Origin of the sequence: Corynebacterium sp. KPL1986, assembly GCF_000477975.1 — a bacterium.
GTDB classification, from domain to species: Bacteria; Actinomycetota; Actinomycetes; order Mycobacteriales; family Mycobacteriaceae; genus Corynebacterium; species Corynebacterium accolens.
The window spans coordinates 898,221-921,511 of sequence record NZ_KI515719.1; the positions used below are offsets into that span (position 1 = coordinate 898,221).

The 23,291-nt window shown below is 61.4% G+C and carries 26 protein-coding genes; 7 read left to right on the plus strand and 19 right to left on the minus strand.

Annotation, left to right across the window (positions count from 1 at the left end; translation table 11 throughout):
* Positions 1 to 88 precede the first annotated feature (88 nt).
* The gene (locus HMPREF1287_RS04175) at positions 89 to 703 is read left to right on the plus strand and encodes a hypothetical protein (protein ID WP_005278582.1); all 615 of its coding nucleotides are present in this window, start codon (positions 89 to 91) and stop codon (positions 701 to 703) included.
* Positions 704 to 805: 102 nt separating this feature from the next.
* Here the strand turns inward: HMPREF1287_RS04175 and HMPREF1287_RS04180 are convergent, their stop codons facing one another.
* Together HMPREF1287_RS04180 and gdhA are read right to left on the minus strand one after the other, a co-directional pair.
* A complete protein-coding gene (locus HMPREF1287_RS04180; protein WP_023028938.1) occupies positions 806 to 1,573 on the minus strand; it encodes a DivIVA domain-containing protein in 768 nt (255 codons plus the stop codon).
* 259 nt (positions 1,574 to 1,832) lie between these two features.
* Entirely contained in the window at positions 1,833 to 3,179 is a 1,347-nt protein-coding gene (gdhA, locus tag HMPREF1287_RS04185; RefSeq protein WP_005278576.1) for an NADP-specific glutamate dehydrogenase, read from the minus strand.
* Positions 3,180 to 3,380: 201 nt separating this feature from the next.
* On the opposite strand from gdhA, the gene HMPREF1287_RS04190 reads away from it, so the two are divergent.
* The gene (locus tag HMPREF1287_RS04190; RefSeq protein WP_005283712.1) at positions 3,381 to 4,466 is read left to right on the plus strand and encodes a glycerate kinase; all 1,086 of its coding nucleotides are present in this window, start codon (positions 3,381 to 3,383) and stop codon (positions 4,464 to 4,466) included.
* On the opposite strand, the gene HMPREF1287_RS04195 is transcribed toward HMPREF1287_RS04190, so the two are convergent.
* Complete coding sequence (locus tag HMPREF1287_RS04195) at positions 4,463 to 4,861, minus strand: hypothetical protein (protein WP_005278570.1); 399 nt, start codon at positions 4,859 to 4,861, stop codon at positions 4,463 to 4,465. The genes HMPREF1287_RS04190 and HMPREF1287_RS04195 overlap by 4 nt on opposite strands.
* 36 nt (positions 4,862 to 4,897) lie before the next feature.
* Between HMPREF1287_RS04195 and HMPREF1287_RS04200 the strand changes: the two genes are divergently transcribed.
* Positions 4,898 to 6,100, plus strand: a complete 1,203-nt coding sequence (locus tag HMPREF1287_RS04200; protein WP_023017284.1) for an amidohydrolase — start codon at positions 4,898 to 4,900, stop codon at positions 6,098 to 6,100.
* Between the two features lie 68 nt (positions 6,101 to 6,168).
* Here the strand turns inward: HMPREF1287_RS04200 and pyk are convergent, their stop codons facing one another.
* The 14 genes from pyk to hisD form a co-directional block, all read right to left on the minus strand.
* Complete coding sequence (gene pyk, locus HMPREF1287_RS04205; RefSeq protein ID WP_175279200.1) at positions 6,169 to 7,587, minus strand: pyruvate kinase; 1,419 nt, start codon at positions 7,585 to 7,587, stop codon at positions 6,169 to 6,171.
* A 121-nt stretch (positions 7,588 to 7,708) separates the two neighbouring features.
* The gene (gene lgt / locus HMPREF1287_RS04210; protein ID WP_023017283.1) at positions 7,709 to 8,680 is read right to left on the minus strand and encodes a prolipoprotein diacylglyceryl transferase; all 972 of its coding nucleotides are present in this window, start codon (positions 8,678 to 8,680) and stop codon (positions 7,709 to 7,711) included.
* Between the two features lie 53 nt (positions 8,681 to 8,733).
* Positions 8,734 to 9,564: an indole-3-glycerol-phosphate synthase gene (locus HMPREF1287_RS04215; protein WP_005278561.1), complete on the minus strand. Its 831-nt coding sequence runs from the start codon at positions 9,562 to 9,564 to the stop codon at positions 8,734 to 8,736.
* Positions 9,565 to 9,650: 86 nt separating this feature from the next.
* Entirely contained in the window at positions 9,651 to 10,286 is a 636-nt protein-coding gene (locus tag HMPREF1287_RS04220; RefSeq protein WP_023017282.1) for a TIGR02234 family membrane protein, read from the minus strand.
* Positions 10,286 to 10,648 (minus strand): phosphoribosyl-AMP cyclohydrolase, encoded by a 363-nt coding sequence (gene hisI / locus HMPREF1287_RS04225; RefSeq protein ID WP_005278556.1) that lies wholly within the window; start codon positions 10,646 to 10,648, stop codon positions 10,286 to 10,288. Before hisI ends, HMPREF1287_RS04220 begins: the two co-directional genes overlap by 1 nt.
* Entirely contained in the window at positions 10,645 to 11,415 is a 771-nt protein-coding gene (hisF, locus tag HMPREF1287_RS04230) for an imidazole glycerol phosphate synthase subunit HisF (RefSeq protein ID WP_023017281.1), read from the minus strand. Before hisF ends, hisI begins: the two co-directional genes overlap by 4 nt.
* 32 nt (positions 11,416 to 11,447) lie before the next feature.
* Complete coding sequence (locus HMPREF1287_RS04235; RefSeq protein WP_023017280.1) at positions 11,448 to 12,218, minus strand: inositol monophosphatase; 771 nt, start codon at positions 12,216 to 12,218, stop codon at positions 11,448 to 11,450.
* A gap of 3 nt (positions 12,219 to 12,221) precedes the next feature.
* Positions 12,222 to 13,010, minus strand: a complete 789-nt coding sequence (gene priA / locus HMPREF1287_RS04240) for a bifunctional 1-(5-phosphoribosyl)-5-((5-phosphoribosylamino)methylideneamino)imidazole-4-carboxamide isomerase/phosphoribosylanthranilate isomerase PriA (RefSeq protein WP_023017279.1) — start codon at positions 13,008 to 13,010, stop codon at positions 12,222 to 12,224.
* A 13-nt stretch (positions 13,011 to 13,023) separates the two neighbouring features.
* On the minus strand, positions 13,024 to 13,656 hold the full coding sequence (hisH, locus tag HMPREF1287_RS04245; RefSeq protein ID WP_023017278.1) for an imidazole glycerol phosphate synthase subunit HisH: 633 nt from the start codon (positions 13,654 to 13,656) through the stop codon (positions 13,024 to 13,026).
* A gap of 3 nt (positions 13,657 to 13,659) precedes the next feature.
* Positions 13,660 to 14,910 carry an MFS transporter gene (locus tag HMPREF1287_RS04250; RefSeq protein ID WP_023017277.1) on the minus strand — a complete coding sequence of 417 codons (1,251 nt, stop codon included), beginning with the start codon at positions 14,908 to 14,910 and terminating at the stop codon, positions 13,660 to 13,662.
* Positions 14,907 to 15,074: a hypothetical protein gene (locus HMPREF1287_RS12405; RefSeq protein ID WP_023017276.1), complete on the minus strand. Its 168-nt coding sequence runs from the start codon at positions 15,072 to 15,074 to the stop codon at positions 14,907 to 14,909. The genes HMPREF1287_RS04250 and HMPREF1287_RS12405 overlap by 4 nt, the downstream gene beginning before the upstream one ends.
* A 3-nt stretch (positions 15,075 to 15,077) precedes the next feature.
* The gene (gene hisB / locus HMPREF1287_RS04260) at positions 15,078 to 15,680 is read right to left on the minus strand and encodes an imidazoleglycerol-phosphate dehydratase HisB (RefSeq protein WP_023017275.1); all 603 of its coding nucleotides are present in this window, start codon (positions 15,678 to 15,680) and stop codon (positions 15,078 to 15,080) included.
* A gap of 3 nt (positions 15,681 to 15,683) precedes the next feature.
* On the minus strand, positions 15,684 to 16,796 hold the full coding sequence (locus HMPREF1287_RS04265) for a histidinol-phosphate transaminase (RefSeq protein ID WP_023017274.1): 1,113 nt from the start codon (positions 16,794 to 16,796) through the stop codon (positions 15,684 to 15,686).
* The gene (gene hisD, locus HMPREF1287_RS04270) at positions 16,797 to 18,107 is read right to left on the minus strand and encodes a histidinol dehydrogenase (protein WP_023017273.1); all 1,311 of its coding nucleotides are present in this window, start codon (positions 18,105 to 18,107) and stop codon (positions 16,797 to 16,799) included.
* A 137-nt stretch (positions 18,108 to 18,244) separates the two neighbouring features.
* On the opposite strand from hisD, the gene HMPREF1287_RS04275 reads away from it, so the two are divergent.
* Positions 18,245 to 19,144: a YbjN domain-containing protein gene (locus HMPREF1287_RS04275; RefSeq protein WP_023017272.1), complete on the plus strand. Its 900-nt coding sequence runs from the start codon at positions 18,245 to 18,247 to the stop codon at positions 19,142 to 19,144.
* Here the strand turns inward: HMPREF1287_RS04275 and HMPREF1287_RS04280 are convergent.
* Entirely contained in the window at positions 19,131 to 19,670 is a 540-nt protein-coding gene (locus tag HMPREF1287_RS04280) for a hypothetical protein (RefSeq protein WP_023017271.1), read from the minus strand. The two genes, HMPREF1287_RS04275 and HMPREF1287_RS04280, sit on opposite strands and share 14 nt — an antisense overlap.
* A 1-nt stretch (position 19,671) precedes the next feature.
* On the minus strand, positions 19,672 to 20,439 hold the full coding sequence (locus HMPREF1287_RS04285) for a hypothetical protein (protein ID WP_023017270.1): 768 nt from the start codon (positions 20,437 to 20,439) through the stop codon (positions 19,672 to 19,674).
* A 161-nt stretch (positions 20,440 to 20,600) separates the two neighbouring features.
* Here HMPREF1287_RS04285 and HMPREF1287_RS04290 point away from each other — a divergent pair, with 161 nt between their 5' ends.
* The 3 genes from HMPREF1287_RS04290 (at position 20,601) to HMPREF1287_RS04300 (ending at position 23,289) form a co-directional block, all read left to right on the plus strand.
* Positions 20,601 to 21,134 (plus strand): TetR family transcriptional regulator, encoded by a 534-nt coding sequence (locus tag HMPREF1287_RS04290; RefSeq protein ID WP_023017269.1) that lies wholly within the window; start codon positions 20,601 to 20,603, stop codon positions 21,132 to 21,134.
* 100 nt (positions 21,135 to 21,234) lie between these two features.
* Positions 21,235 to 22,599 carry an exonuclease domain-containing protein gene (locus HMPREF1287_RS04295; RefSeq protein ID WP_023017268.1) on the plus strand — a complete coding sequence of 455 codons (1,365 nt, stop codon included), beginning with the start codon at positions 21,235 to 21,237 and terminating at the stop codon, positions 22,597 to 22,599.
* 72 nt (positions 22,600 to 22,671) lie between these two features.
* Positions 22,672 to 23,289 carry a hypothetical protein gene (locus tag HMPREF1287_RS04300; RefSeq protein WP_023017267.1) on the plus strand — a complete coding sequence of 206 codons (618 nt, stop codon included), beginning with the start codon at positions 22,672 to 22,674 and terminating at the stop codon, positions 23,287 to 23,289.
* Positions 23,290 to 23,291: the final 2 nt, after the last annotated feature.

The following is a 23,291-nucleotide window of genomic DNA, read 5'->3' on the forward strand; positions in this document are numbered from 1 at the left end:
TGGCAAGAAACTGAAGGTTTGGGCATAAAGCGCTATGGCTTGCCGGTTTTCCCTTTCCTGCAGGCCGCAGCCGCCTTAGCCTAAAGGCATGACTTACCACTTGGCCGCGACCTCAGGAGATTTGAGCGCTATCGCTCCTAGATTCGGAGTGTTGTGCTGCCTTCCCGCCACCTTCTTGGTCATCTCTGGGACAGTCCTCCATCGCCTGCCCAAGGCCGACCACTCCGGCATCTACGGCGACAGAGGCCTGCGCCTTTCCTCCGCCCTCATCCTCAGCTTGTGCGCGGGGCTTATCGCCGGCGCGATTTTGGTCATCCCTTCCGGACTCGACCTCACAGTACTTACCGGTGCCCTAGTATTTTCCGCCAGCGCCGCCGCCATCACGTGGCTTTCGCGCGAAGCCCTTGCCTGCGCGCTGCTTAGCGTCGGCACCATGTTCCTTACCGCAGGCGCGGTCATTAGCCTCAGCGCGATGTTCTTCCCCCAAGACTTTATGAGCGGCTCGATGACCTCGCTCTCGTCCTACTTCACCACGGCCTTGGTCACCTTCCTCTTCCCTGGCCTGGTCAGCGCGGGAATCGTGGCCTTCGTGGCGGTCCAGAGCCAGCGCCCACACCCCACTGCACATGCTGTTGACGCCTCGCTTGCCGATGCCCCCTCATCCCCCACGCCGCACCACTCCAACTCGCGCAGCTCGGTCTAGACTCCCACAGGCACAATAAGTCCTGCTACACGGTGCCGCGATTTTCGCGATGTACCCCGTGCAGCAGGACTTTTTAAGCGTCGTGCCTTGTAGTTTAAGCGTTTAGCGCTCGGTATAACGGCGCTCGTAACCGTCATCGTCGCCATAGCGCGGGGCGCTAGCACCACCGCGAGAGGAACCAGCGTTGGTGGACGGCAGGTAGTCGCCGCCGCGAGAGCGCACGCCGGCCCCACCGCGCAAGGCGGAGCGATCGGAATTAACGGTGCGCAAGAGGCCGCTGAGGGAGCTTTCAAATTCGCTGAGCTTGCTATCTACAAAGTCGTCGCACTCCGTGCGCAGCCGGTTGGATTCGGTGTATGCGGTCTCCACGATCCGGTTGGCTTCTTCGTTGGCGCGGCGGACAACTTCAGATTCGGAAACCAAACGTTCTTGTTCCTGGCGGCCTTCGGCCACCGAGCGCTCGTATTCCTCGTTGGCCTGAGCAATGGTGCGGTCTGCATCTGCGCGGGCTTGCTCAACAGTGGACTGGGCGCGCGCCTCGGCATCAGCCATCAGCCGCTGGGCATGTTCTTCTGCCTGCGCGATCGTGGTATCGGCCTCTTGGCGCGCCTGGTTGACCATATCGGTGGCCTGCGCATTCGCCTCATTAATGGTGTTATCCGCACGCTCTTCGGCGCCGCGGATAATCTCGTCTTGCTTGTCTAAAACGTCCTGCGCATCGTCGATTTCTACGGGCAGCGCGTTACGCAGGTCATCGAGAAGCGCCAGCATCTCATGGCGGGGGACCAAGCAATTGGAGGTCATGGGAAAGCCAGAAGCCTGCTCCAAATGCTGAACTAATTCATCAAGGGATTCAAAGACACGGTACATGCTGGGAATTCTACAACGCAGCACCCCGCATTGTGTGGAGGGCGCGCCTTGAATCCTCAGGCCGGTGCAGCGAGGGCTCAAGCTCTCCGAATTCGATTCGCATCCCGTGTGCGAGTAACCCATTTTCCCTCCACATACCCGCGGCACTGGCGCAGTTGGCCACCGGCTACCAACGGGGATCGGCACATGCCATACCAATGCAGAAGCTCCCCACCTCCCGCGGGTGCGGAGAAATGGGGAGCCGTGGATTAAGGGGAGTTTAGATAACGCCCTGTGCCAGCATGGCGTCAGCCACCTTCTTGAAGCCGGCGATATTGGAGCCAGCCACGTAGTCGCCTTCACGGTCGTATTCCTTGGCCGTGTTGTCGATGTTCTTGAAGATGTTGCTCATGATGCCGCGCAGGCGGTCATCGGTGTACTCGAAGGACCAGGAGTCGCGGGATGCGTTCTGCTGCATCTCCAGTGCGGAGGTTGCCACGCCACCGGCGTTGGCAGCCTTGCCGGGCGCGAAGTTGATCTTGGAGTCCTGGAATACGTGTACCGCATCCGGGGTAGACGGCATGTTAGCGCCCTCTGCAACGTAGCGCACGCCACCCTCGACGAGCTTCTTGGCGGACTCGCCATCGAGTTCGTTCTGGGTTGCACACGGCAGTGCAACATCAGCCTGGACATCCCAGATATTGCCGCCCTCGTGAAACTCCACGCCGTTGCCAGCTTCCTTGGCGTAGGTGGAGATACGCTCACGGCGGACTTCCTTGACATCGCGAAGCAGGTCAACGTCCACGCCATTCGGGGTGGTGATGTAGCCGGAGGAGTCAGACATTGCGACGACGGTAGCGCCCAGTTCCTGTGCCTTTGCGGCGGCGTAGATGGCAACGTTACCGGAACCGGAGACGATGACCTTGGCACCATCGAAGGACTCGCCGTGGGTCTTCATCATTTCTTCGGTGATGTAGACGGCACCGAAACCGGTGGCCTCGGTACGTACCAAGGAACCGCCCCAGGTCAGGCCCTTACCGGTCAGGACGCCGGACTCGTGCTGGGTGGTCAGGCGGCGGAATTGGCCGAAGAGGAAGCCGATTTCGCGGCCGCCAACGCCGATATCGCCGGCAGGAACGTCGCGGTACTCGCCGATGTGGCGGTGCAGCTCGGTCATAAAGGACTGGCAGAAGCGCATAACTTCCTGCTCAGACTTGCCCTTCGGGTCAAAGTCGGAGCCACCCTTGCCGCCACCGATGGGCAGGCCGGTCAGGGAGTTTTTAAAGATCTGCTCGAAGCCCAAGAACTTAATAATGCCCAGGTTTACCGAGGGGTGGAAACGCAGGCCACCCTTGTACGGGCCGAGCGCGGAGTTGAACTGCACACGGAAGCCGCGGTTGACCTGCACCTCGCCGTTGTCATCAATCCATGGGACGCGGAAGATGAGCTGGCGCTCCGGCTCGCACAGGCGCTCAACCAGACCGTAGTCTGCGTAGTGTGGGTCCTTATCCAGGACGATCTTGAGCGAATCCAGCACCTCGGACACCGCCTGGTGGAATTCCGGCTCGCCGGCGTTACGCTTGAGTAGCTTGTCGTAGTACTCAGAAATCTGGCTATCAACAGACATAGTGTATAAATCCCATTCTCGTGGAGTTTGACTAGCAGAAACCAGTTTCCTATCAATCTACCGATAATGCAAGTGCAATTATTTCTCACTCCCCCGCTTACCGGCTTTTACCTGCGATGATAAAGGTAAATATTTTCTGTCGAACGTTCGGATTTCTGGCAAAAAGCCGCCGCACGAGTCGTGGGCCTTATAATCACGGGCATGCATATTGTTGTCGCGCCTGACTCTTTTAAAGGTACCGCTTCTGCCACGGAAGCCGCAGCCGGAATCGCCAACGGAATCCGCCAGCACTACCCCACCGCCACCGTTACCACCTTGCCCATGGCCGATGGCGGCGAAGGCACCGCCCAGGTGCTGGCCCAGGCCGCCGCGGCGGGCGGGCAAGAAACCCAGACCATTACCCTTCCCACAACTGATGCGGTGGGGCGTTTGACCGAGGCCCAGTATTTCCTCGCTGGACGCACGGCCTTCATCGACGTCGCCGCCGCCACGGGGCTGCCCGCGGTCCGCGACGCACTCGATCCCCTTCACGCGGATTCTTATGGCACGGGCGTGCTGCTTGCCGATGCCCAATCCCGCGGCGCCACCTCCATCGTGCTCGGCCTCGGTGGCACGGCCAGCATCGACGGTGGCATGGGAATCCTTGCTGCCCTCGGCGCTGCCGCCCACGATGCACGCGGCTATGCCCTGCCCAAGGGCGGCGCCCCGCTAGTGCAGCTCGATTCCATCGATACCGCGCAATTAAACATCAAAGCGGGCATGGTTGATTTCACACTCCTGGCCGATACCCGGGCTAAGGCCATGCAGGCTGCCACCATGTACGGGCCACAAAAAGGCGCAGAGGGCGAACAAATAGCCCTGCTTGCCGGGGCACTGCTCCAATTGTGCAAGGTCACCGGCACGGATCCGGAAACGGAATTTACCGGTGCCGCCGGTGGCATTCCCATCGGCCTTACCTGGCTTTCGCGCACCCTGTGGGGCACCGATGAGCACGCCCGCGTCGTCTCTGGCGGGGCCCACGTGGCGAAGGCCCTTGGTCTCGCGGATGCCATTTCTCAGGCGGACCTCGTCATCACCGGCGAAGGCGCCTTTGATGAGCAATCCTTAACCGGCAAGGTCGTCGGCACCGTCGCGGACCTTGCGGCGGAGTCCTCTACCCCCGTCGGCATCGTTGCCGGGGCCATCAACCAGGACACCAAGCACGTCACCGCAGAGCTAGATCAAGAAGGTGGGATGCCGGAGCAGCTGGCTAGGGCTGCCCGGGACATCGTCAAGCAGCTGGGCTAAGGGCGAATCTCGACCGTCCAGGGAAAGATGGCGGGGCGCTCATGCGCCAACTCATCCTCCAGCAGCACGTGATCCTTGGGCAATACGGCGTGCGGCGTGAGCAAACGCGACAGCACCATGGCCAGCTGGTTCACGGAGCCGGTCGCTCCCGCCACCGCGATGTTATAGCGGTGGGCGTGCGCACCTTCTAAGTCGCGCTCTTCGTGTTCATCGCGGTAATTTTGCTGCAGTTGTTCCTCCAAGCCCTCAGGGAACTGGGGATCTGCCGGGCGAGTAACCTCGGCGGAGGTAAGCGATCCGCCCGCTACCAGCTTATCGGTGGCAGTGGTAAAAATCTCCTCCACGCGGTCCGCTTGCTCATCTGGAACCAATACATCGAATTGAATAGTCGGCATATAGCTGACCCTACCCTAACCAAAGGGATGAAAACTATGTCTTATTCCACAAACATCGCTTCCGTGGTCCACTCTGCGGATACTGACCTGGCGTGGCAGCGGGATTTTTACGAAGATCTGCACCGGCACCCCGAGCTTTCCCACGAGGAGGAACGCACCGCGGCGCGCATCCGCGCCAAGTTGGCCGAATCCGACTGCGAAGTAGAAGAAAACATTGGCGGGCACGGCATGGTCGCCATTTTCCGCAATGGCGATGGCCCCACCGCCCTCATGCGCGCCGATTTTGATGCCCTGCCGGTCAAGGAGGCCACCGGCGCGGAGTATTCCTCGACCAATGACTACATGCACGCCTGCGGGCACGACATGCACACCACGGCCCTACTCGGTGCCTGTGCGCTTCTCGATGCCTCCCACGACACCTGGTCCGGCACCTTCCTCGCTCTGTTCCAGCCGGCGGAGGAATCATCCATGGGCGCGAAATACATGATCGCCGATAACCTCACCGAGCGCGTGCCACGCCCCGATATTTGCTTAGGCCAGCACATCATGCCCGGCCGCGCCGGCACCGTCCGCCACACCGCCGGCCCCATCATGGCCGGCTGCGATTCCCTACGCATCCGCATCTTTGGTAAATCCGCCCACGCCTCCATGCCGCATAACTCCATCGACCCGACCTATACCGCGGCGATGATCGTTACCCGGCTCCAGGCCATCGTGGGCCGCGAGGTAGCACCGCACGAGTTCTTCGTCATCTCCGTGGGCGAGCTGCACTCCGGCGATAAAAACAACATCATCCCGGATTCCGCCGAGCTCGTGCTCAATACGCGCTTTTATGATCCAGCCCTGGCGGAGAAGGTCTATGCCTCCTTAGAGCGCATGGTGAAGGCAGAATGCGTGGCCTCCGGCTGCGAGAAGGACCCCACCTTCGAGTACTACGCGCACGGCGAGGTCACCGATAATGATGCCGCCGCGTATTCGCCCATCGACGAGGTCTTTACGGCCACGTTCGGGGAAGAATCCGTTACCGCCTCCCCCTCGACCGCTTCCGAAGACTTTTGTTACCTCCCCCAGGCCTGGGGCGTGCCGTACGTCTTTTGGCACGTAGGGTGCACCCCGGAATCTGAGCTAGCCGATCCCCCGGTCAACCACCAGGCCAACTTCCTGCCGGATTACGAGCCGACGGTCAAGGCCTCCACCCAAGCCGCCCATGCGGCGGTGCTGGCGTACCTGGGCGCTTAACTCACCATAAAAAATCCGCCGCGTCCACTCTCTCAATGGAGTGTGGGGCGCGGCGGCTTTTCAGTGCGCTAGTCCTTGATGGTCTCTCCCAAAATGTGGCACTGAATCATGTTGGTATTGCCGGAGATTCCCGGAGGGGTACCTGCAACAACGACGACCAAGTCATTCTCGTCGTACTCGTCCAAGTCCAGCAGGTACTTATCGATGGCCTCCATCATCTCATCCGTGGACTTGACGTCGGGGCTCAAGAAGGTCTCTGCACCCCAGGTCAGCGCCAGCTGGGCGCGCACGTCCTGGTCCGGGGTAAATACCAAAAGCGGCAGGTCAGAGTGCAGGCGGGCGACGCGCTTTGCGGTATCACCGGAGGAGGTGAAGGCAACGATAGCCTTCGCGTTCAGGCGCTCTGCAATATCGCGGGCGGAATAGGACATCACGCCGCGCTTGGTGCGCGGAACGTGCGCCAGCGGCGGGACCTGGCCATCAGTCTCGGAGCGCTTGACGATGCGCGACATGGTCCGCACCACGTTGTGTGGATCCGCGCCCACGGAGGTCTCGCCAGACAGCATCACCGCATCGGCGCCGTCGAGCACGGCGTTGGCCACGTCGGAAGCCTCCGCGCGGGTGGGGCGGGAGTTCTCGATCATGGAATCCAGCATCTGGGTGGCCACGATGACCGGCTTGGCGTTCTCGCGGGAAATCTGGATAGCGCGCTTCTGGAACAGTGGCACCTCTTCCAGCGGAACCTCAACGCCCAAGTCACCGCGGGCAATCATCACGGCATCGAAGGCCAAGATGATGGACTCGAGGGCATCGACAGCCTCGGGCTTTTCCAGCTTGGCGATGACCGGCACGCGGCGGCCTTCCTCGTCCATGATCTCGTGGACCTTGTCGACATCGGCAGGCGAACGCACGAAGGACAGCGCGATGTAGTCCACGCCGAGCTGCAGGGCAAAGCGTAGATCCTCGATGTCCTTCTCAGACAGGGCTGGCACAGAAATGCTCATGCCGGGCAGGGAGACGCCCTTGTTATTGGATACGGGACCACCCTCGGTTACCTCACACACCACGTCATTGCCGTCTACTTCCTTGCAGACGACGGCGACCTTGCCGTCATCGATAAGCAAGCGATCGCCGGGCTTCGCGTCTTGTGCCAAGCCCTTGTAGGTGGTGGATACGCGGTCGTGGGTGCCTTCGACATCGTCCACGGTGATGCGGACGATCTCGCCGTTATCCCACTGCTCTTCGCCGTTCTTAAACCGGCCAAGGCGGATCTTGGGGCCCTGAAGATCGGCCAGGATACCTACGTTCCGGCCGGTCTTTTCGGTGGCTTCGCGGACCCACTTGTAATTGGCTTCGTGGTCCGCATGCTCACCGTGCGACATGTTGAGGCGCGCGACGTTCATGCCGTCTTCTACAAGGCGCAAAATTCCGTCCCCGCTAGCTACCGCGGGGCCGAGAGTACAGACAATTTTGGTTCTTCTATCCAGCATTATTGGCCTATTCCATCGGGGAAATTGAACAACCCCCAACCTACTCCCTCGCGCGCGGCTAGGCCACAATTTTTTGGCGCCTTAACTACGGCAATCGGACACGATCACACATAACCGGTCATTTCCGGCCGGTTGCAGCGCCCGAGGTGCGGTTAGCATGCGTGGCTGCCACGCGTTTCTCGTCGTCCTCGCCGCCGTTTTCCGCCTGCTCGCGGTAGTATCGCGGGTCAACTTCCTCTGGAGTTTCGGGGCCCTTGCGTTGCCTGTCCAGCAAGAAAAAGACGATGAGAACTGCGATAAAGACAACGGCGGAAACAATGAGGTTTACGCGGACACCAAAGATTTCGGTGGCTTCATCAGAGCGCATGCCTTCGATAAAGAAGCGGCCCAGAGTGTAGCCCACGACGTAGAGGGCGAATACTCGTCCGCGGCCCAGCTTCCATGCCTTGTGCGCCCACAGAAGGAACAGGCACACCAGCACGTTCCAAATGAGCTCATACAAAAACGTCGGGTGCACCGAAGCGATGACCTCGCCGGTAGAATGCCCGGAAACTGGGGCGTACTCCCCCGCCTCATCGACGCGGTAGTAAATATCCAGCGCCCACGGAACGTCGGTCGGCCGGCCGTAGAGCTCCTGATTGAACCAGTTGCCCAACCGGCCGATGCCCTGGGCAAGGATGAGGCCAGGCGCTACCGCGTCCGCGAATGGTGCAAGCGGGATCTTTTTGATTCGAAACATTACCCAGAGCGCTACGGCGCTTAAGGCAACCGCACCCCAGATGCCAAGGCCGCCATTGGTGACCTTGAGGGCGTCGACTGGGTTGCAGGTCTCACAGAAGTACTTCTGATTATCCGTGATGACGTGGTAGAGCCGCCCGCCCACGATGCCAGCGGGGATGACGACGATGGTCGCATCCCACACGGTATCGGGATTGCCGCCCCGGGCTGTGTATCGCCGCAGCGTCATCCACATGCCCACGAGGATGCCGGCGATGATGCACAGCGCATACGCATGGATTGGAATGGAGCCAAGATGCCACACCACGCCCTGCGGCGGGGAGGGGATATTTGCAAGATTCTGAGTATGCACGTAGATAGTGTGCCTTATTGGCGTGCCCGTGAGCTAGTTTGGGGTCACTTTTCCTAGGAACTTTTACGCGACGGACACGCCGGGTGCTGGCCCGCGGCCACCAGGGAGCGTGCTAAGGCGGTGGGATCCTGGGCCGCCATGACGGATTCGCCGACCAATACCGCATCCGCCCCGCGGGAGGCATAGTGGAAGAGGTTGCGAGCATTATTCACCCCACCCACGGCGATGCGCAGGAGGGATTCCGGCAGGCCCGGGGCAATATCGTTGAAGGCCTCCCGGTTGATCTCATCAGAGGCAAGGGACCACGCATTGATCGCGATGACACTGCTGCCGGCCTTGATGGCACGGTTGACCTCCCCGCAGGTTCGCACCTCCACGATGGCGGTCATCCCTAACGATTCCGCCCGGTCCAAAAGGGCTTCCAATCGAGCTTGTTCTAAAAGCTCGACCTGCAGCGGGATTGCATCGGCGCCAAAACAACGAGCCTCATGAATCTGGTACGGATCCACGATGAGGTCGCGCGCCATCATCGGGATATCGATAGCAGCGCGCGCGGCCGCCATATCCTCAAGCGAACCGTTAAAGCGCCGCGTATCCGTTTGGCAGGCCATCAGATGCACGCCGCAGTTTTCAAAGGTGCGCGCCCATTCGGCCATCTGCTCGGCCGAGCCCACGTGGGCAATTTCCCCGGTATAAGGAACAGCGCGCTTGAGCTCAGTAATGACCGAACACCCTGGTTTTAAAAGCGCCGCGCGGGCATCGCGGGGAGGCTCCATGTCCCGGGAGCGCGCCTTGATGTCTTGGAAGGAAACGCGTGCTTCGCGCGCGGCGACATCCTCAAGCACCCCAGCGACCAGGTGATCGACGGCTATGGGTGTGGGCATGAGCACCTCCCTCCAAGCGCGATTAAGATCACACTTAGATTAACGCTATGCGAGGCGTTTCCGGAAATTGCGCTGCGCGAACGGGGCTATTTGCGGCCCACATCGGTCGGGTCGATATCGCTATCGAGCGCGTCCCACATCACGCGGCCGGAATCGGATGAGGTCTCCAAATCTTCCGCCAGCTTTTCTTGGCGGGCGGCGGGGGTTTCGTACTTGCTCGATGCCTTGGCCTTGTCCTTGCCTGGGTTCTGGGCGAGGAGGACGGCGCCAAAGAACGCTAGGGCCGCACCAATAATGGCCACGATGGGGCCAAGTTTGGTGACCTCCACCGAGATGACGGTGGCCCACTCGGAGATTGCGGCAGAATCCACCGCGTTCTCATTCGCGGACGCGCCCTGCAATATTTTTTGCGCGCGCTGGGCGTCAGCACCGCTGGTCAGCAGGCTAATGGGGCTCCACGCCGCACCTGCCGCGGCAAGGGCGCACACAATGGCCACGATGCGCCGCCCCATTCGGCGCAGGGCCAGGCCAGCGAGCACCCCGGCCAGGAGGACCAGTGTTAATGCCATAAGCTCTAAGGACCACGACGAGCCCACGATCTCATTGGTTGCCGAGCCCGATTTATCGTCCTCGCTTACCGCTTTTACCCAGGTGCTGCGGGAAGAAAACCACAGCACCGCCGTGCCCACCGCGATAAGGAGCGGGCCAAGTCGCCTCGTCATCAGGAATCATCCCCTAAAAGAACTCTCGCATCGAAGCAGGTCCGGTCTCCAGTGTGGCACGCCGCGCCGCGCTGCCGCACGGTCAGCAAGATGGTATCGCCATCGCAATCAAGGCGCACACCGAGCACGTCCTGCGTATGCCCGGAGGTCTCGCCCTTAATCCAATACTCGCCGCGCGAGCGCGAAAAGTAGGTGCCCTTGCGCGTTGCCAGCGTGTGGGCAAGCGCATGGTCATCCATCCAGGCAAGCATCAGCACTTCGCCGGAATCGGATTGGGCAACCGCCGGCACGAGCCCTTGCTCATTGCGCTTGAGCAGCGCAGCTATCTGCGGGTCTAGCTCATAATCTGCGGGAGTGTTCACCGGCGCACCTCGTATCCGGAGTCTGCCAGCGCCTTTTTGACCTCGCCTATTTCTACCTCCCCAAAGTGGAAGATGCTGGCTGCCAGCACGGCATCGGCACCGGCTTCAACGGCGGGTGGAAAATCCGCTGCCGCACCCGCCCCACCGGAGGCGATGACGGGAATATTCACCGTTTCGCGCACCGCGCGCAGAAGCTCGAGGTCGAATCCGGCCTTCGTGCCATCGGCGTCCATGGAGTTTAAAAGGATCTCCCCCACGCCCAGTTCGGCGCCGGTGCGGGCCCATTCCACTGCATCGATGCCAGCCGATGTCGTCCCGCCGTGAGTCGTGACTTCAAACCCCGACGGTGCGTGCGCCGCGTCGGTGCGCCGCGCGTCCACGGATAAGACGATGCACTGCGAGCCAAAGACCTCTGCCAATTCGCGCAGCAGGTCTGGATTGCCAATCGCCGCGGTATTGACCGATACCTTATCCGCACCGGTGCGCAGGAGCTCGCGGACATCGTCAACGCTGCGCACTCCCCCGCCCACGGTGAGAGGGATAAAGACCTGATCGGCGGTGCGGCGTACCACATCGAGCATGGTGGACCGGCCGTGCTTGGACGCGGAGACATCGAGAAATGTCAGTTCGTCCGCGCCCAATTCCTCATAGCGCGCGGCTAATTCCACGGGGTCTCCTGCATCGCGCAGGTGAGCAAAATTCACGCCCTTGACTACGCGGCCTTGATCCACATCAAGGCACGGGATAATGCGTACGGCTACAGCCATGCGGGGCTTACTCCTTCACAAGTTAGTCAGGGTTAATCTGAGTGGTGAGATAGGATTTTCAGGATTGTCTCGTGCACCTGCGGCGTACCGGAGACCATACCCCGCGACTGCACGGTCCACGGATTGCCCTCCGGATCCGTGATGATGCCCCCAGCGGCCTTAATAAGGAGCGCTCCCGCCGCGTTATCCCACGGGTGCGGCGAGAAATTCACGGCACCGTCAAATACGCCCTGGGCCACGAAGGCATTATCTAGTCCCACCGAGCCCGTGATGCGCGGCCGCAAGCCGGATTCGCGCAGCTCGTGGAATGCCGCAGTGGGAAGGTTGGAAAAACATCCCACGTGCCCACGGGCATCATCGAATTCTGGGGACTCTTCCCCGCCACCGAAACCGCCGGACGGCCCACCGGCAGAACGCAGCGGCGAGCCGTCGCTGGCCACCAAGCGCCTGCCCAAGAGGGGAAAATCTGAGATGGCCGCGACAGTCTGGCCCTCGTGAACCAAAGCCACCAAGATACCCGCCATGGGGTTGCCCGCGGAATAATTCGCGGTCCCATCGATTGGATCGACCACCCACACGGTGTCGTGGATGCTTCCGCCGGATTCCTCCCCATAGACCGGGATACCGGTCATCTGCTGCAAGATATCGCGCAGCTGCTTTTCGATGGCCAAGTCCACCTCTGTGGCAAAATCGCCCCTGCTTTTAAAGTGGGCCGGTGGCGCCCCGATGCCGGATCGAAAGATGGGCTCAACCTGGTCAACGGCCGCCTCCGCAAAGGCCACCAATTCGCGCGGATCCATCATCGCTTACTCTTCCTCGGGGTCATAAGGATCGATGGGCACCTCTGCGGGCAGCGGCTCTACCTCTGCCACCGCCGCTAGCGCCTCCTCCAGGCTGAAGTTTCCCTCATACAGCGCCTTGCCGATGATCGCCGAATCGATGCCCTCATTTTCATACCGGGCCAGCTCGCTAACATCCGCCAGGGAGGAAATGCCACCGGAGGCGGTGACCTTGGCATCGGTTGCCATTGCTACCTCGCGCAATAATTCCACATTGGGCCCAGAAAGCGTCCCGTCCTTGGACACATCCGTGACCACGAAGCGTTGGCATCCTGCGGCATCGAGGCGCTCGAGCACCTCCCAGAGATCCCCGCCATCGGAGACCCAGCCATTGCCCTTCGTGCGCCATTCGCCATCTTCTAAGCGCACCGCCAAATCCACGGCGACCTTTTCGCCATAGTGCCCAAGAATCTTTTCTACCCACTCTGGGTTCTCTAAGGCGGCGGTGCCAATATTGATGCGGTTCGCGCCGGTAGCCAGCGCGCGCTCTACCCCGGCATCATCGCGGATGCCACCGGTAAGCTCGACATTAATGCCGAGTTCTTGGGTAATCCCCGCCATCTGCTCGTGGTTGGAACCGCGATTAAAGGCGGCATCGAGGTCAACAAAGTGTAGCCACTGGGCGCCTTGGCGCTGCCATTCAAGGGCTGCATCCCGCGGGGCACCGTAGACCTTTTCGGTGCCGGCCTCTCCCTGATCCAAACGCACGGCCTTGCCGCCGGCGACATCGACTGCGGGCAAAAGCGTAAAAGTCATGGTCTCATCCTACCTAGAGCGTGTGCATCCAGTTTTCCAATAGCTGCGCGCCCGCATCCCCGGATTTTTCGGGGTGGAATTGCGTGGCCCAGAGCGCGCCATTTTCCACCGACGCCACGAAAGAATCGCCAGCGTGCGTGGACCAGCTCACCAGCGGCGGGCGGGTAATGACGGTTTCCAATTCCCAGCGGCGTACGCCGTAGGAATGCACGAAATAAAAACGTTCATCGACGTTAAGCCCGGCAAACATGGCGCTGCCATCTGGCATCTCGACGGTATTCCAGCCCATATGCGGCAACACGTCGGATTGCAGGCGCTCGACCGTACCCGGCCATTCGCCGCAGCCTGTGGAGTGGATGCCGTGCTCGACGCCGGCATCGAAAAGCACCTGCATACCCACACAAATGCCCATGACCGGCCGCTCTCCTGCCAGCCGCTGGCCGATGACCCTCGGCCCATTCACCGCCTTAAGCCCTGTCATGCAGGCATCGAACGCGCCCACGCCGGGAACCAGCAGCCCGTCTGCCTCGAGGGCCTGATAAGGATCCGCCGTGACGGTGACCTCCGCCCCGACGCGCTCGAGGGCACGCTGGGCAGAGCGAATATTGCCCGCGCCGTAGTCCAATAACACCACCGATTTTGTCATGGGCTATACCTTACGCATTCGACGCAAACGAGTGCGGATATCGTTGGTCTCGCTGATACGAGTCCGGCCCAGGATGAAGTCCGCCGTGGTAAGCAGCAAACCGGCGATCAGGATCGCAACTCCCGCTCCGAAGGCGCCGTCGTAGCCGTAGCCTGCCACCATGGCACCGAGCAAGGTCGAGCCTAGACCGGTGCCGCTATCGTAGAAAATATTCCAAATCGCCGAGGCCTCCGAGACCCGCTCGCGGGGCAGCCGGTCAAACATGGATAGCAAGGCCTCGTTTTGCGCGATACCGAAGGCGCCACCGAATAGAACCGCGCCGAGCACCAGCCACCAGATGGAGCTTTCCATAAATAGGGTCAGCGAAATCGTCCCGACGCCGATGATCGCCATGATCTGGCTTGGAATGTACAGGCTGCCTGGGGCCCCAGTGCGGTCTGCCACCACGCCGGCGAAGTACCGGAAGATCATCGCCGCGCCGCCCACGATGGACAGCATGATGCCGGCGAGGCTGGCGCCCCTTGCGGCATCGAGCTCCTGCATCGCAGGGGACAAGAACGAGGAAATGGCACCGTAGCTCATGGAGAAGGTGGTCAAGGCCAAGGCCGGAACCGCAACCAGCTTCCAGGTAGGAACCCGAATGATATTGACTTCTTCATCATTATCCTCGGCCAAGGTGACCTTGATCTTGGGGATGCGCAGGCACATGGCAAAGCCCAAGAAGCCAATGAGGCCGGCGGTGATATAGGTCGAGGCGTAGCCTAAGGAATCCGCCATGAACAGGCCGAGCGGCAAGAAGATCATCTGCCCCAAGCCTGTAAATACACCAATCATGCCGGTGGCCTTGCCCAGCAGACGCACCGGGGAGAGCTCTGCAATCAGCGCGGATTCGGACACGGTGAGGGCGCCGAAGCCCACCCCGCGCATGGCGGAAAATAGCAAGACGATCCAGGCCTCGGTACCCAACAGGTGGCCGAAGGCCGGCACGCCCAAGGTAAAGGCGGACAGCGCCATCACGCGCCTGTAGCCCCAGCGGCGCAACAGCCACGGCGATATGATCTGCGTGGCAACCGTAAAGGCCATGAAGATACCGGTGGATCCACCCGCCAGGGTCGCGGAACCGCCGGAGTCAATGACGGCCAGCGGCACCACGGGAAGCAGGATGGACCAAGCGCCAAAGGCGGCGGCGATGGCTACCATCGTCGGCGTATAGCCGGGCACCTTCCAAATATTGGTCTCTTGAGATTCGCTCATTTACTAAAGCCTCCAACCATCCAGGCAATGGCCGCGGCCGCGGTGATAACGGCTAAAAGCGCGGCGACAACCGTAAAAAACTTCGAGCCCTGCTGATACGCGGACCAGGCCCCTCCTACCAAGAGGCCTGCCACCAGAAACAGGATGAGGATCATAAACTGCACGGGCTACAGGGCTCCCTTCGTCGAAGGGATGCCGGTCTGGCGCGGATCGTGGTCCACGGCAGCGCGCAGCGCGCGGGCTACCGCCTTGTATTCCGCCTCGGTCACGTGGTGCGGATCGCGGCCGTAGCGCACGTTGACGTGCAGGGTAATGGCTGCGTGCGTGGCCAAGGATTCGAAGAAGTGGCGGTTAATCACCGTGGCATAGTGCCCGCCGATGACCTGCCATTGCAGGTGCTCCGGCTCGCCATTCATCACGAAATAGGCGCGGCCCGAAAAATCCACGACCGCCTCTACCAGCGCCTCATCCATGGGTAGTAATTGGGAGCCGAAGCGGCGGATCCCGGCCTTATCCCCCACTGCTTCGCGCAGGGCCTGGCCTAATACGATGGCGGTATCTTCCACGGTGTGGTGGGCGTCTACCTCCACGTCACCGGTGGCCTTAACCTGCAGTTCAAAGAGCCCGTGTGTGGCAAATGCGGTAAGCATATGGTCAAAGAACGGCAGCCCAGTGGAAATGTCGCTTTTCCCAGTGCCGTCAAGGTCGATGGAAACGGCGATGTCCGATTCCGATGTAGCTCTTTGGGCACGCCCCACACGGTTTGTCATAAATCACTCCTTTGAAGTATCCGCTCCTACTGTAGTCGCTAGTTTTTCTGCCGCAGCCAGAAAGGCCGCATTTTCTTCTGGCAGGCCAATGGTCACGCGCAAGTACCCGTCGATCCCTACATCGCGGATGAGCACCTCTTCATCCAAGAACTGCTCCCACACGCGGTGTTGGTCCGCGAAATTGCCAAAGAAAAGGAAATTCGATTCGCTCGGCATGACGGTATAGCCCATCTCGCGCAGGCGCCCGGCCACCATGTCGCGTTCGGCGGCGATGGTTTCCACAGTGGCGAGGGTATCCGCGCTGTGGCGCAGGGCCACGGTGGCCGCGGCCTGGGATAAGACGGAGAGGTGATACGGCAGGCGCACCAGCATGATGGCCTCCACGAAGGCCGGGTCCGCCACGAAATAACCCAGGCGCCCGCCGGCAAAGTCGAAAGCCTTCGACATCGTGCGGGAGACCACGAGCTTGGTGGGGTATTTTTCCAACAGGCTCGTCGCGGACGGCGAGTCAGAAAACTCTGCGTAGGCTTCGTCGACGATGACGATGCCGGGAGCGGCATCGACAAGCGCGGCAATATCGTCCAAGCTGGTTACCCCGCCGGTGGGGTTATTCGGGGTGGTAATAAAGATGACGTCGGGCTGGTGCTCGGCCACCGCTGCCAGGGCGCGGTCCATATCGATGGCGAAGTTCTCATCGCGCGGGCACTCGATAAACCGGGTGTGGGTTCCGGCAGACAGTATCGGGTGCATGGAATACGACGGTGTAAATCCCAGCACGCTGCGCCCGGGCCCGCCGAAGGCCTGCAACAGCTGCTGCAGGATCTCATTGGAGCCGTTGGCGGCCCAGACCTGCTCGTAGGTGACATCCACGCCGGTTTGCTGCGAAACGTAGCGGGCTAGCTCGGTGCGCAGTTCGACCGCATCGCGCTCTGGGTAGCGGTTGAGCGAGCTGGCGCAGCGGCGGACCTCGTCCACGAGGGCATCGACAAGCGCGGGCGAAGGCGGGAAAGGATTTTCGTTGGTATTGAGCTGGTAGGCCACCCGCAGCTGCGGGGCGCCATAGGCGGTCTCGCCGCGCAATTCCTCGCGCAGCGGTAGGTCATGTAGCTGGGCCATTTATTTCTCCTCGAATCGGGCGCGGATGGCCTCCCCGTGGGCGGGAAGGCGCTCAGCATTGGCAAAGGCGATGACGTTGGGGGCGATTTCTTCCAGGGCGCCGCGGTCATAATCGATGAGGTTGACCGGCCGGAGGAAGGTGTGGGTGGAAAGCCCCGCGGAAAACCGCGCCGTGCCCGAGGTGGGCAGCACGTGGTTGGAACCGGCCGAATAGTCCCCCAAGGGCACGGGGGAATACGCGCCGACGAAAATGGCGCCGGCGTGGTTGATGCGCTCTGCCACGGCGCGCGCATCCGCGGTGTGGATTTCTAGGTGCTCGGCGGCATACGCATTCGCCACGGCGATTCCCGCCTCCAGGGAATCCACCAGGACGATGCCGGATTGTTCGCCGGTTAAGGCCTCGGCTGCCCGGGCGGAGTTCTCCGTTGCCGTATAGCGGCGCTCGACCTCCTGCTGCACCTGCTGGGCCACGCTTTCCGATGCCGTAATTAACACGCTTGCCGCCATCGGATCATGCTCTGCCTGGGAGATGAGATCGTAGGCCACGTAGACGGGGTTCGCGGTCTCATCCGCCAAGATGGCGATTTCGGTCGGGCCGGCCTCCGCATCGGTGCCTACCACCCCGCGCACCGCCCTTTTGGCTGCGGCGACAAAGATATTGCCCGGCCCGGTAATCATGTCCACGGGCTCTACGTCTTCGTCCGCATCGCCGTAGGCCAAAAGAGCTACCGCCTGGCCCCCGCCGACGGCCCATACTTCCTCCACGCCCAGCATGTGGCACGTGGCCAAGACCGTGGGGTGCGGCAGGCCGCCGTCCTCCTTTTGCGGTGGGGAGGCAACCACCAGGCTGGAGGCACCGGCTTCTTGCGCGGGCACGGTATTCATGATGACAGAGGACGGGTAGACCGCCTTGCCGCCGGGAACATAGAGGCCAACGCGCTCGATGGGGCGGAATACCTCGGTCACGGTGGCGCCGGGGGCCAGCTGCGTGGTGTGCGACTCCGGCTTTTGGTCCGCATGCACGCGGCGCACCCGCTCGATGGAGGCCTCGATGGCCGCGCGCACCAGGGGATCAAGCTCGTCGGCGGCCCGCTGCAGTTCCGCCTCAGGCACGCGCAGGGACGGCGGGCGCACTCCATCGAATTGCTCCCCATAATCCAGCGCCGCCTGGGCGCCCTCATCGCGCACCTTATTGACCATCGGCACGACGGTCCCCATGACGGAATTCACATCGGTGCCGCCGCGCGGAAGGACGCGGCGCAGCGTAGCGGGGCGGAGCTGTTGACCGCGGAGATCGATGGTTCGAAGCATTCCTGGCTCACTTTCTGGTTGATCACCGTGGGCTATATCTGTAGACAAACCAATATACTATCGCCCAAAGCGCCGCGGGAACACCCTCTTGGGCGATAGACTCAAAGCAAATTCCAGCGAGGGCGAGTGTGCGGTGCATGATGATCGAATTTGAATCCACCAGTCTTGAGCGGCACCTGCGCGCCATCGTCCGCGAGAATGATTTTTCCTATTGGGCGCTACCTACTGGAGAACTCGTCATCTCCCATGGGCAGGAGGGCTCCACCTTGGTGTCTGTGTCGCAGGCCGACGGTGTGGTAATCCACCTGCACACCACTCCGCGGGGTGCGGTTGCGCTGGGCGATGCCGCCGAGCTGTCCCGCTTCATCACCACGTGGAATGCCGATTGCCTCTACCCCACCGCCCTGCTGGACTATGACGAGGCGGGCTCGCTGGTGCTGTGTGGGCAGAGCCATTTCACCACTGGGGCTGCACCAACGCACGATCAACTAGCCGCGTTTGTGCCCGCCGCGCTCCGCGGCGCAGAGGTGCTCATGAGCGTGGCGACGCGCGAATTTCCGGCCCTTGCCCAAGAACCAGAGCTGTTGCTAGCTCAAGACGATGCTGCTTCCCCGCCCGCAGTCACCCTGGATTTCCTCGCCGCCACTCTGCCGCAGATAGGGATCGACAGCTTCCATAGCGATGGTGACATCTGCCTATTTGCCCTGGTCAATTCCATCGCCTGCACCTTCACCCTCGACTCTGGGCCAAGCCTCATCATTACCGGCCGGTGGACTCTCAATGCGGATGAGGACGAGTTCACCCGTTTGTTTTTGATCTGCAATGACTGGAACTTGATAAGCCACAGCGCCACGGCTTACTGCCGCGCCAGCGACGACGGCCTCCACGTCCACGTCGACGTGCCGACGCTTATTGGGGCGGGTCTAAGCCAAGACCAGTTGCAGCGGGTTTTAAGCCAGAGCCTCGATGCGATCCTGCACGCTATCGATGAAATCGCGCGGGAATTTTGCGGCAGCTCCCCGGTTAAGTGGGCGTAACTTCCCGTTGCGGCTCATCCGCAGCCTCTCGCCCCACAACTTCCCAGTCCGCGTCGGAGCTAATAAACGCGGTGCACCAGTAGGAAAACATGGCCAAAAATGGCGCTACCGCCCAGGCCACGGCGGGAGAAAAGTTCGGCGCAAACTCCACGACATCGCCTGGGTTCTCCGGCGGGTGCGTCGCGGTGATGCCGCCAAAGACGTAGAAGGACACGGCACCGGCGAAGGCGCATGCCCCCACCCACAGCAACATCGCGAGACCGCGCCCGCGGCGCTGGACAAATGCGGCTAGCCCCAGGCACAGCCCCAAGAAACCCGTAACGAGCGCAAAGGTCATAAACGCAACGAATTGCGCGTTGCCCACCGCTTCAATGGCATAGCCGCCACCGTCGACAGCGCGGCCGGTCATCGTGGGGCGCATAAAACCCCAGAGCGCGCCGCAGATGCCGAAAACGAGCAGGGAACACGCGAGGAGCCCCGCACCAAAACCGAGAGTGCGGGGCAAGCGAGCTTGGCGGGAAGACACTTTAGTTACAGAAGGTCCAGTCGCCGTCCTCGCGGCGGAAACGAACGGTGGAGGTATCGGTACCTTCCGAGTTTGACACGCTCACGGTGGCGGAGGCGTCATCGCCGTTGACCACAACGTCATTGACCGATTCCAGCTTGGTGGAGGTAGGAATGGCCTCTAGCTGGTTGGCAAATTCGTTGATCTGGGGATTGCCCTGGCCTTGCTGGCGCATGGAGTTTGCGTATTCGGAAAAGGACTGGTTGGGCAGGCTGTCAACGTAGTTGAGGTACTGCTGGAAATCCCCGGACTCGCCTTCGCGCACGGCCCGGCAGGCGTGGGCTGGCATGTAGCCAAAGTATTCCTTGACGTTGTCAATCTCATGCTGCCCGCGCACCAACTGCTCAATGGCCTGCTTATCGCCATCGTTGGCTTCTTGTCCGCCTTCAATGGGCTTAATGTCCTGGGCGTTGGCGAAGGGATCGTCCCCGTTGTGCATGGGGTTCGTATTAGCGCCCTCATTGCCGCCTTCTTCGCCCTTGTCCTTAGGGTCCTCGGCGGCCTTCTTCTTATCCTTTTCTTCCTTTTCCTTCTTATCCTTGTCGGCGTCTTTGTCCTCAGACTTCTTCGCCGATTCCTTTGCGGAGGTCTCAGTAGACGAGGAGGCGGACGAAGACGACGCGGTCTTCGTCGAATCGTCCTCGTCATCTGAGCTGCATGCAGCTAAGGCAAGCGGGGCAACCATAGCGACCGCAAAAAGGGACTTCTTAGCAGGGGTCAAAAAGGACAAGGGAGAGCTCCTGAATCAATCTTTCGAATGCGAAGCCGCCTCACGACGGGTTCTTATGTCCCCGCAATCCTAACAATGCAAGTTTGCAAGGGACATTATTGCAGTCTGAAAAGTACCTGTGAGCTATTCCTTAGCGCGGCGAAACACGTACAATTTCCACTGTGCAACTACATCGCGAGGCCATCATCGACGCCGCCACGACCCTATTGAATACGTATGGGCTTGCCGATGTCACCATGCGCCGCGTCGCCTCCTCCCTCGGCGTTGCCCCGGGGGCGCTGTATTGGCACATCGCCAATAAGCAGGCGCTCATTGCCGCTCTTGCTGAAGATATTATCGCCCCCGTCGCCGGATCCACGCTGGAAGAGATTAGCCTGCACCTGCGCGAATTGCTCCTGGCCCGGCGCGATGGCGCGGAGGTAGCCATCGCCGGCCTCTCGCAGCCGGATTCCCAGGCCTGGGATCACCTCGTCGCGCAGTTTAGCTCCGCCACCTGCCCCGATTTCGATGCCGCCGCACGCAAGGCCGCTGCCCTTTCCGCCGTGCACCTCGTCCTGGGCGCCACGCTGCTCGAGCAATCCCAGCGCCAGCTGCTAGAAACCACCGGCGGGACCACCGCGGCGGACTACCGCGCCGATTTGGTGCGTGGCGTGCGGATTATCAATGCCGGATTGCAGCACAGCGAGGCGGATTAAAACGCTTCACCCCCGCGGCGGATTTCCGCCAAGCACAAGCGAGTACGATCTCTGTGCAGCAGCCCTCCTAGATAGTCACCTCAGAAGAAAGGCCATTTTCGTGTCGTATCCCGCGCATGGCGTATTGATCGATGTCACTGCGGAAAAAGTCGTGCTTCACCGCAGCCTGCTCTCGCGCAGCTTGGGCGCGCCTGCCACCGCAGAAATCGCCCTTGATGCCATCGATGACCTGCGCGCCCACGAACCCACCGCCACCGGTTTTGGTTCCTTGTCCTTAGGCAGCGCCGGCAGCATTGCCTTCGCCCCGCACCAAGACCCCCACAGCGTGGCGCGCGCCATTAAGGCGGCGCAGCAGGGCGACGCACCCGCGGAAGCCGCAGCCCCATCCTCTAGCGAAGAATCCTCCGTGGGCAACCCGGGGCTTGATTTCGTCGCGGTTGATGTAGAAACCGCCAATGATAATTGGGGTTCCATCTGCCAGATCGGCGCCGTGCGTTACCGCGATGGCGGGGAAACCGCGTCCCAGTCGTGGCTGTGCACCCCTCCCCCAGGCTTGGAGCACTTTGCCGAAGTCAATATCTCCATCCACGGTATTACCGCCGCCGATGTCGAAGGAGCAATGCCCTTTGCCACAGCGGCCGCAGAGCTGTTTGATTTCATCGGCAGCGATGTCATCGTCGCGCACAATGTCCAGTTTGACTCCTCAGCGCTGCGCTCCGGATTGCTGGCCGCCGGCGCCGATGTCCCCACCGTCCCGCTGGCCTGCTCACTCGCTTTGTCTCGCGATGCCTCAAGGCAAGGTGTTATCTCGGTGGCCAACCACAAGCTTCCTACCGTCGTAAGCCACCTTGGCGGCGCCTCTTTTACCCACCACGATGCCACCGAGGACGCCCGCGCCGCCGGCACCATCATCACCGGGCTAGCCCAGCGCTTTGGGCATACCGGAAGCATCACCGATCTCTTTACCAGCCGGGAGTTTAGCCTCGGCAGGCTCGAATCCTCGGCCATCCTGCCGGTTCTGCGCGCGCATACCGCGCCCACCTCCGGCGACGATCTGGGCGCCGGCACCGATTTCCGCGATTCCACCCGGTCCGCCGGAACCAACAAGAAGCCCGCGTCTTCCGGCCGGGCGCCGTGGCAGGCCGTGGCCACCCCGGATACCATCCCGGATCCCAATCCCGACGCCGATCCTCAAGGCGCACTCTACGGCCAACACGTCACCCTGACCGGCGATTTCGAGCCGTACGATAAGGGACTGCTGTGGCAGGGCATCGCCAAGCGCGGCGGGCAAGTGGGCAAAAACGTCACCAAGAAGACCACGCTGCTTGTCGTCGGCGAATGGGCAAAGAAGACCTCCAAGGAAAAGCGCGCCGAAGAGCTGCAGGAAAAGGGCCAGGACATCACCATGTGGTCCGGTGCCCAGCTCTTTTCTGAGCTGGAGCTCGACGCCGAGCCGCCTTTTTAAACCCGCAGGGAACCACCCGGCTATTTCTCCAGTCCAATAAGGGCGGATACTCACGACCCTGGAGAAATCGCCATGACCTTGACGCTCGATGCACCCCGCCCCACCACCACTAATTTGCTGCCGGCGCTATTCGCGCGGTCGTGGATTAAGCACCAGCGGCTTTCCGATGACGGCTTTTGCGACTCCCTCGCCACCATCCAGCTCTCCCCCAACCTGTCGATGGCGCTAGTCTTTCCCGGGCAGCGCACCTTTCGCCGGCTCAGCCACCGCGGCCTTGCGGACCTGGATGTCTCGACCCGCCAGGCGTGGAATTGTGCCTCGCTGAACCTGCAGCGCGCCGCGCTCGACTCGCAGGGCCTGCGCTTTTGGACGCGCCCAGCTCGCTGCGCCCTGCCTGCCGCAGCGCCCTATGGCGGCCTGCAAGTTCGCTCCCACGGCGCCCCGATTTCCTCCTGGTTGGCCCACCCAGAAACCTTTACCGTGCTGGATAAGCACATGCGCCGCCTCATGCGCTCGCATTCTTTGACCTACCTGGTGCCGGATTCCGCGACGGTTTTTGTCTTCGCCCACTTACCCGATGAATATGCTCGCGACCTCGCCCGCGCCGCCGCCGAACAACTTCCAGGCCATCGCACCGTTTTACATTCGCGCCCGCTAGTATGGTCTAACGGATTTCCCCGCGAATTATGAGA